General features: G+C 33.7%; 10 protein-coding genes. 6 read left to right on the top strand and 4 right to left on the bottom strand.

Going from position 1 to position 6,713, the window contains the following annotated elements:
• Nucleotides 1–361 precede the first annotated feature (361 nt).
• The 3 genes from B1A98_RS19630 to B1A98_RS19615 all read left to right on the top strand — a co-directional run bounded on the left by B1A98_RS19630 (nt 362) and on the right by B1A98_RS19615 (nt 2,402).
• Complete coding sequence (locus B1A98_RS19630) at nt 362–541, top strand: hypothetical protein (protein WP_063384389.1); 180 nt, start codon at nt 362–364, stop codon at nt 539–541.
• Nucleotides 542–543: 2 nt separating this feature from the next.
• Nucleotides 544–1,272 carry a hypothetical protein gene (locus B1A98_RS20855; RefSeq protein ID WP_231867602.1) on the top strand — a complete coding sequence of 243 codons (729 nt, stop codon included), beginning with the start codon at nt 544–546 and terminating at the stop codon, nt 1,270–1,272.
• 530 nt (nt 1,273–1,802) lie between these two features.
• Nucleotides 1,803–2,402, top strand: a complete 600-nt coding sequence (locus B1A98_RS19615) for a hypothetical protein (protein ID WP_063384387.1) — start codon at nt 1,803–1,805, stop codon at nt 2,400–2,402.
• A gap of 33 nt (nt 2,403–2,435) precedes the next feature.
• Here B1A98_RS19615 and B1A98_RS19610 read toward each other — a convergent pair whose 3' ends face one another.
• The 3 genes from B1A98_RS19610 to B1A98_RS19600 form a co-directional block, all read right to left on the bottom strand.
• Complete coding sequence (locus B1A98_RS19610; protein ID WP_063384386.1) at nt 2,436–2,762, bottom strand: type II toxin-antitoxin system PemK/MazF family toxin; 327 nt, start codon at nt 2,760–2,762, stop codon at nt 2,436–2,438.
• Nucleotides 2,762–3,046 (bottom strand): AbrB/MazE/SpoVT family DNA-binding domain-containing protein, encoded by a 285-nt coding sequence (locus tag B1A98_RS19605; protein WP_063384385.1) that lies wholly within the window; start codon nt 3,044–3,046, stop codon nt 2,762–2,764. The genes B1A98_RS19610 and B1A98_RS19605 overlap by 1 nt, the downstream gene beginning before the upstream one ends.
• Nucleotides 3,047–3,238: 192 nt before the next feature.
• Nucleotides 3,239–3,664, bottom strand: coding sequence for a hypothetical protein (locus B1A98_RS19600; RefSeq protein WP_063384384.1), 426 nt, complete (start codon nt 3,662–3,664; stop codon nt 3,239–3,241).
• 132 nt (nt 3,665–3,796) lie between these two features.
• Between B1A98_RS19600 and B1A98_RS19595 the strand changes: the two genes are divergently transcribed.
• The 3 genes from B1A98_RS19595 (at nt 3,797) to B1A98_RS19585 (ending at nt 5,466) form a co-directional block, all read left to right on the top strand.
• Nucleotides 3,797–4,336: an immunoglobulin-like domain-containing protein gene (locus B1A98_RS19595; RefSeq protein ID WP_063384383.1), complete on the top strand. Its 540-nt coding sequence runs from the start codon at nt 3,797–3,799 to the stop codon at nt 4,334–4,336.
• A gap of 132 nt (nt 4,337–4,468) precedes the next feature.
• Nucleotides 4,469–4,774 (top strand): hypothetical protein, encoded by a 306-nt coding sequence (locus B1A98_RS19590; RefSeq protein WP_063384382.1) that lies wholly within the window; start codon nt 4,469–4,471, stop codon nt 4,772–4,774.
• Nucleotides 4,775–5,184: 410 nt separating this feature from the next.
• Entirely contained in the window at nt 5,185–5,466 is a 282-nt protein-coding gene (locus B1A98_RS19585; protein WP_063384381.1) for an AbrB/MazE/SpoVT family DNA-binding domain-containing protein, read from the top strand.
• A gap of 117 nt (nt 5,467–5,583) precedes the next feature.
• Here the strand turns inward: B1A98_RS19585 and B1A98_RS19580 are convergent, their stop codons facing one another.
• Nucleotides 5,584–5,910, bottom strand: coding sequence for a YhfM domain-containing protein (locus tag B1A98_RS19580; RefSeq protein ID WP_082821685.1), 327 nt, complete (start codon nt 5,908–5,910; stop codon nt 5,584–5,586).
• Nucleotides 5,911–6,713 lie beyond the last annotated feature (803 nt).

The raw sequence follows: 6,713 nt of genomic DNA, 5'->3' as shown, positions 1-6,713 counted from the left end.
AGTTGCTATAACGAAAAACCCCTTGGTTTCCAAGGGGTTTTTCGTGTGCTACGGGTTGCTTTTTGAATGCAACATAATCATCATTATGTTGCATTCGGTTTTTAGAAGTTATTCTTGTTTTTTATTCACGAAAAACAAAATATGATACCATTTGGGATTTGAATAGATAAAGATCCTTATCGTTTCTGCAAAAATATTCTACTTTATCTGCCTCATTATTCCACATACAACCCTATGTTACGATAAATTCCTTGATAACTTAATTTTCTTTATTTCTTAATGAAAACCAATTAGTTATATAAAAGTAAAAATATGTTAATATCAAATTGTACTCTAATTAAATTTGTAGAAAGGGGATTCTATGAAGAAAAAAGTTTTATTGCGACTTTTTGGCATTGCTATAATCTTGGGAATCGCTTTAGCAGGGGGATTAAAAAGTAATACTGTTTGGGCGTTGTTGTTGTTGCCTTTTTTCTTTATAGGGGATCCCTGGTACAAAGGGTTGAATTTCAAAAAAAAAAAAACTAGTATAGGGGGATAATAGTGAAAAAGACTATAATGCTTTTTATGGTTTTATTTTTGTCTATACAACCTTTCTCTTTAAGTTCTGGTGACGATAATTCGGCTTTAGCTACCCAAACGGATGACTGTAGCTGCTCAAATAAATCAGAATTGAAAGTCAAAAGCTCCGGGAAATTTAAAAACAACAAGGTTTTAAATAGTGTAAAGAGCACTCTTGACAAAGAATATAAAAATAATAAAAGTACATACAAAAAGAATGATTTCGATTGGAAGAGTAGTGAATTCGTAAGCTTTGGACAAGGTAAAGACGGTTTACTAATACCATCTAAGAAAAACAGTTCTAAAGAAGATATTCGATTAATTACAGCTTATGAAAAGAAAACTGGCAAAGTCGATAGCTTCATCTTGATGGTGTCAACATTGGAAGATAATGAAATGAATGTTGTTTATACGACTTTGAATGGTGAAAAAATAGTTGGGTTGGATATAAATGCTCAGACAAACGAAATAGAAGATAAGAGTATATACAATGAGCAGGAAAGCACAATTCTTTCAATGAATAAAGCCTCTGCAGGATATGGTAGTGATGTGGTTAAATGCCTAAAAACAAAATGGAAGACCGCAAATTCTTTTACTAAAACCGTATGCACAGGAGCTTGCAGTTCTGTAGTATTTGGCGGAAATGCAATCGGTGCTACAGTATGTGCTAGCTGTTTAGGAGCATATGCTATGGTTTGTCTATTACAATAAATAACTACAAGATATATTATATAGTGCAAATAAAAAAGCCTAGAAAATTTTCTAGGCTTTTTTGTAAACACAACATACTGTCCTTTATGTTGTATTAAAGTTTCTTACTCACGAATTTTTTATATAAAATAATAACAATTCCACATATTATGGCCACGCCTAAATAAGAAATAAATAAAAACCACGGACTAACTTTCATAATTCCTCCAAACGCCACTTCGTTTTGAAGATACTGAACATTGTCGAAGGCATTCGTTACATCTGGTTTATATAATCTAGTTTTTATATAACCTATTAAGATAGGGACAAGTATATATATCACGTGAATAAAGAACGATCCGAACAACGCTTGAATGAATGTCCTCAATAAGACTACCTCTCAAATTTCTTTCTATAATGTTCAAATATTACCACACCTATCTACCAGACTTATCGGCTTCCTGTTAGCCGTGCTTATAGCTAAAAACACCACACTATATGGAAGATGTTATAATGGTGCTTATAACCCGTTGCAGAAAGGATGTAGCGTTATGGACGAGTTACAGCAATCGATTAAAAGGCTCTATTCTCCAGGAGAAGTAGCGTTACAACTAAACGTTGAAAGACAAACTCTTACTAAGTACGCTCGACTGTTTGAAACAGCAGGATTTGTCTTTCATAAAGACGAAAAAGGGAATAGAGGATACACCGATATAAACGTTATGATGTTCAAGGACTTAATCACCCAAAGAAACAAGCCGGGTATAACTCTTGAATCGGCTGCAAAGTCGGTAACAGCAATATATAAAGAGAAGTCCATAACTGATACCGTTATAACTTTTCCTACTGAAAATGAGCGTTACAACACCGTTATAGAAGAGAAATTAGATATGCTTATGCTGGCTTTCCAAAAACAACAAGAATTGATCGAAAATCAAAATAAAATGATTCAATCTTTACAAAACGAAGTTCAGAAGCAAAACCACTATATAGACAACTCTTTAAAAGAGCGCGATAAAAAATTACTAGAAAGTATGAATTTGCTGCAAGAACAAAAGAAAGAACAAGCAGAATCCATAAAACAATTGGCCGCAGAAAAAGAAGAACCCGGCCAGAAAAAAAGCTTTCTCGCACGCTTATTTGGAAAGTAAAGAAAGCCCTCCGAGATCTCGGAGGGCTTTCTTTTACAAAAAGGTATGTATCTTGTTCAAACACTCCGTTATGACCTCTGAAGGCGCTTGGTCAACGATTTGAATTCGTCTGGAGTTCCAATCTAAGCTTTTGATTTGATCCGTCAAAATAGCCCCTTGAAAAGCCAAGCCCATTGGAAGCTCGACTTCAAAAGGCCATCCCTTGACTGTATTGGTAATCGGGCAAATCATAGCAAACCCTGTGACTTCGTTAAATTCTTTCGGGGATAGTACAATACCTGGGCGACGACCTCTTTGTTCGTGTCCAGATTGTGGGTTAAAACTGATATAAACTAAATCCCCACGGTCTGGTACTGGCATTAGATCAATTCCTTTCCTTCTGAACCAAAATCGATTTCATCATGGCGGTTTTCGGGTTTGCATTGGGCTAAAAGTTCTTGCAACGTATATTTTTTCTTTTTCGGCACCAGTTGAATCCCGTCTTTTCCTACCACTCTTATTTCCATCTCAGAGCCTTGTTCGATTTCAACTCGTTTAGCAATATCTTTAGGGATGCGAACAGCCAAGCTGTTTCCCCATTTCTGCACAGTCGTTGGCATTGCCATAGCTTCCACCCTTTCGTCTTTCGACTCCTGCCAGTCCATTATATCATCCTCCCTCCTATTTGTATACACATAGTATATACACTGATTTCTGAAATGATACACATATTCAGAAGATTAGGCGCATAAAAAAGAGCCTCTAACGAGGCAAGAGTAATTTAGGCACGGTTGCTTTCTTGTTGTAATGTTATGTGAACTAGGGATGTATATAAAATACAGTTAGTTTACTACCACTTAATAGTTTTTTTCTCCACCTTCATTGTGTTGTGGCATAATTTTACTGTTAGCAGCTAATATATAAACCTGCTCAATATTGCTATCTTTCACTCCGTATTCATACACTACCTTTGGTTCACTCTCGAATATCACATGCAGGTAAACAACGGGGCGTATTTCTACTTCATCTTTGTCGGTAATTCTCCAATTATCATTGGGATACTTTTTCGTTAAGTACTTATTTAATTCTTCTATAGCTTCATGCGTTTGGTACTGTACAATAAATGGTCTTGTACTATAAAAGGTTATTCCTCCAACAAGCAATAAACCTGCAATGATCCATATCACTTTACGACTTTTCTTAGGAAATAAGTGTGCCAATAAACTGAGTACCAGGACAACGCTAATTAGCATTCCTAATTCAATGATTGTAGTTGGAGACATGTTTTGTTACTCCTTTAATGATTTTTACCTCTAATCCCATCGTACACAAATTTTTCTTTGTTTTTAATCCTTTTCAGGAAATATTTACCTAAAAGTGAATTTCTTTTACACTTGGTTAAAGGAGGGATTTTAATGAAGAAAAACTCTGTACTGTTTCTTTGTTTTATATCAGCATTTTTTTTACTGGCAACCTGTCAATCTACTCAACAAAAGAATGATAAAACAGTAAACACAATGGAGGAAAAGCCGGGTGAGAAAGCTCTTATGCAAGAGCGTTCTAATTCAGAAAATGGAATCACAATCACAACTGAAAAAGAAAAATATACAACAGGGGATAAAGAAATCATAGTCAATATTCAAAATGAAAATGACACTCATTTTACCTATGGAAAACAATTTTCAATTGAAAAAAATGTTAGTAGCACTTGGTATGAACTTCCTTTCAAAGATGGTATGGACATATTTGAAGAAACTGTTTACACCGTAAAGTCTAAAAGTTCTACTACTCAAATCGTTTCTCTAGGTCGCCTAAAAAACAAACCTTCACCAGGTAAATACCGGATTGTTAAAACTTTTAATAATCCAGAAAATTATTATCTTGAAGAGGAAAAATCAGAAAAGAAACCAATAAATTCTCCTACACTTGCTGCACCTTTTGAAATAGTTAAATAAGAATGAATGAAAATATGTAGGCCTGCTTAGAACTTCCTATTTCGAGTTTTATGTAAATCATAGAGCTGCCTAGTTTTGGAGAGCTCTTTATTATAAAGTATCAATTAAAATATTTTTAGGAGATGCTATATTATGTGGATAGAAGAAAGCACTCTTAATTTGCTTCTAATAAGCTCCTATCTCACACTGGGGATCGCTATTTTTTTCACTTTATATGTGTGGTATAAACAGAAATTTCCTCGCATCTATTTATGGTTTTTAAGCTCTTTTGTAGCTGTCATAATAAGTTTAGTCATTTGGACAACATGGTTGATTGAGCCAATTATCCTTGAACCGGAATTAGCTTCTGCAGAAGTTTCTAACAAAGTAATTACAGCGACTTTAATATGGATTTTTAGTGTTCTCCTTTTACTTATTGGAATCTCTAAGAAGAAGTAAAGAGTCTAAGTAGTTCCCTAAGGGGCATGTTCTAAGTAAGGTAATAAAAAAGCTGAGTATCTAGGAAGTACTCAGCTTTTTTGTTTTCAATAAAGTCTAATTTCAAATAGAGACAACGAACAACAACAAAAGAAAGAGCATAAGGGAAAAATGCCCCCACCTGGTGTGTGGGGTTAGGCAGAGCCTAACTTTTTCATGGGTACGTAAAAAACAGCAAAAAAATACTAAAACAATACCTCATCAATTAGGTAAAAACATACAGAAAAACGGATTTTAACGACATTATTCTTAATGGTTAAAATCCGTTTTTTTCTTTCTTGGTTTTCTCTTGCAGCTTATTACACCCTAACGATATAAATTTAATTTATTTAGAGTTAGAATAAAACAAAAGAAGAAATGAGGTGAAAATAGTGAGAGCTACAGGTGTGGTTCGCAGAGTGGATGAATTAGGTAGAATCGTTATTCCTAAAGAATTAAGAAACGTAATGGATATCCAAGAAAAAGATCCATTAGAAATTTTTAAAACAGAAGATGCAATTGTTTTACAAAAATATAGACCGGATGCGGCTTGTATGATAACTGGAAACATTTCGAGTGAAAATATTTCTTTATTTGATGGAAAGCTAGTTATCAGTCCCCAGATTGCCAAGATATTAGTGAAACAATTAAAAGAATTTGATGTAGAAGAGTAAAGAAGAAGAGCTTCCCGATCAGGAAGTTCTTCTTCTTTACATATTTCTCGATATCGGTACTAAAAAAGGACATCGGCTGGAAGATCATTTTTGCCGCTTGTTCAATCAAAGATCCTGTTATTTTAAAAGGATATTTTTTAACTTTTTTGCATTATTTTTATCTAATGTTCCAAAGCCCTCTTTTTCATTGTTACTTATAATCATTGCAGTATTATTGTCTTGATTAAACCAAATTTCATATTCGAACAGTCTTTCTGGCATATTCTGATCATATTCGAAAAATAAAGTTGCTTTTACATCTTCTTTTCTAACTATTTTAGGCTCTATATTTGGTTCCCATTTGACCTTTTTAAATACTTTTTTTAAATTATCTACCGTTTTCTTATCCGTGATTGTCACAGTTTCTCCGTAACTCTCATCAGTTTTTACAACTTGAACATCCACTCTAGTAAGCTGATTTAAATTGACTTTTTCAGGATCTTTATTAATACATCCTATCAACAACAATGACGTTAAACTTACAAAAAAGTAAATAAATTGTTTTTTCAGTGTAATCCCTCCATTAGACCTAGCCCTTTAATTGAATAAGACCTCTGCTAATTTATAATTTAGACTGTTTTATAAGGCGCTCATCACCTAATTTTAAGTGCTGAAAGAAAGTAAGGCTGAAATAAAAGCATAATACAATCAGTAAAGTAGAAAGTATGCTTAACCAATTTCCTGTTCCCATTAAAGTTTCATTCTCCATCCAAACATCCCATACAAAACCAATTTTTGTTAATTATAACAAATAATGTGACAACAATTATAAAAAATGAGAAAGGATGAAATGTAGTGTCTGGAATCATTATATTGTCCGTGGCTTTTGTGATTATTATCCTTCTAGCCATGGCTAAAACTATAAAGGATACTCAAAAAGAGAATGAAAAAAAGAGACGCTGATCTATGAATAAGCCATACATCCCTAGTTCACATAACACTACAAGAAGAAGGAAGTTCTTGTTCCCTTCAAACCCTTGTTTTATAAGGGTTTTATAAGGGTTTTTTATTTATTTCCAAAGTTATTTCTATGCAGCCTTTTATATATACATCCTTGATTTATCAAGGTTTTCAGCTTCCTATCCAGCTGGATTTTTGCATAAAAAAGGGGGATTTTATGCATCTCATTTCCTTGCTTTCGCCATAACAAACGAAGCTATAGCAAAAATCATTAAAAAGAAGGCCAGAATTCCGTAGGCTGCGCCTTC

This window comes from Pseudobacillus badius (assembly GCF_002189605.1).
GTDB classification, from domain to species: Bacteria; Bacillota; Bacilli; order Bacillales; family Domibacillaceae; genus Pseudobacillus; species Pseudobacillus badius.
The sequence above is the reverse complement of the archived record's forward strand: the minus strand, read 5'-3'. Positions and strand labels throughout refer to the sequence as shown.

Coding starts and splice junctions, on each gene's coding strand:
- B1A98_RS19630 (WP_063384389.1), top strand. CDS start 362: ATGAAGAAAAAAGTTTTATTGCGACTTTTTGGCATTGCTATAATCTTG.
- B1A98_RS19615 (WP_063384387.1), top strand. CDS start 1,803: ATGGACGAGTTACAGCAATCGATTAAAAGGCTCTATTCTCCAGGAGAA.
- B1A98_RS19610 (WP_063384386.1), bottom strand. CDS start 2,762: ATGCCAGTACCAGACCGTGGGGATTTAGTTTATATCAGTTTTAACCCA.
- B1A98_RS19605 (WP_063384385.1), bottom strand. CDS start 3,046: ATGGACTGGCAGGAGTCGAAAGACGAAAGGGTGGAAGCTATGGCAATG.
- B1A98_RS19600 (WP_063384384.1), bottom strand. CDS start 3,664: ATGTCTCCAACTACAATCATTGAATTAGGAATGCTAATTAGCGTTGTC.
- B1A98_RS19595 (WP_063384383.1), top strand. CDS start 3,797: ATGAAGAAAAACTCTGTACTGTTTCTTTGTTTTATATCAGCATTTTTT.
- B1A98_RS19590 (WP_063384382.1), top strand. CDS start 4,469: ATGTGGATAGAAGAAAGCACTCTTAATTTGCTTCTAATAAGCTCCTAT.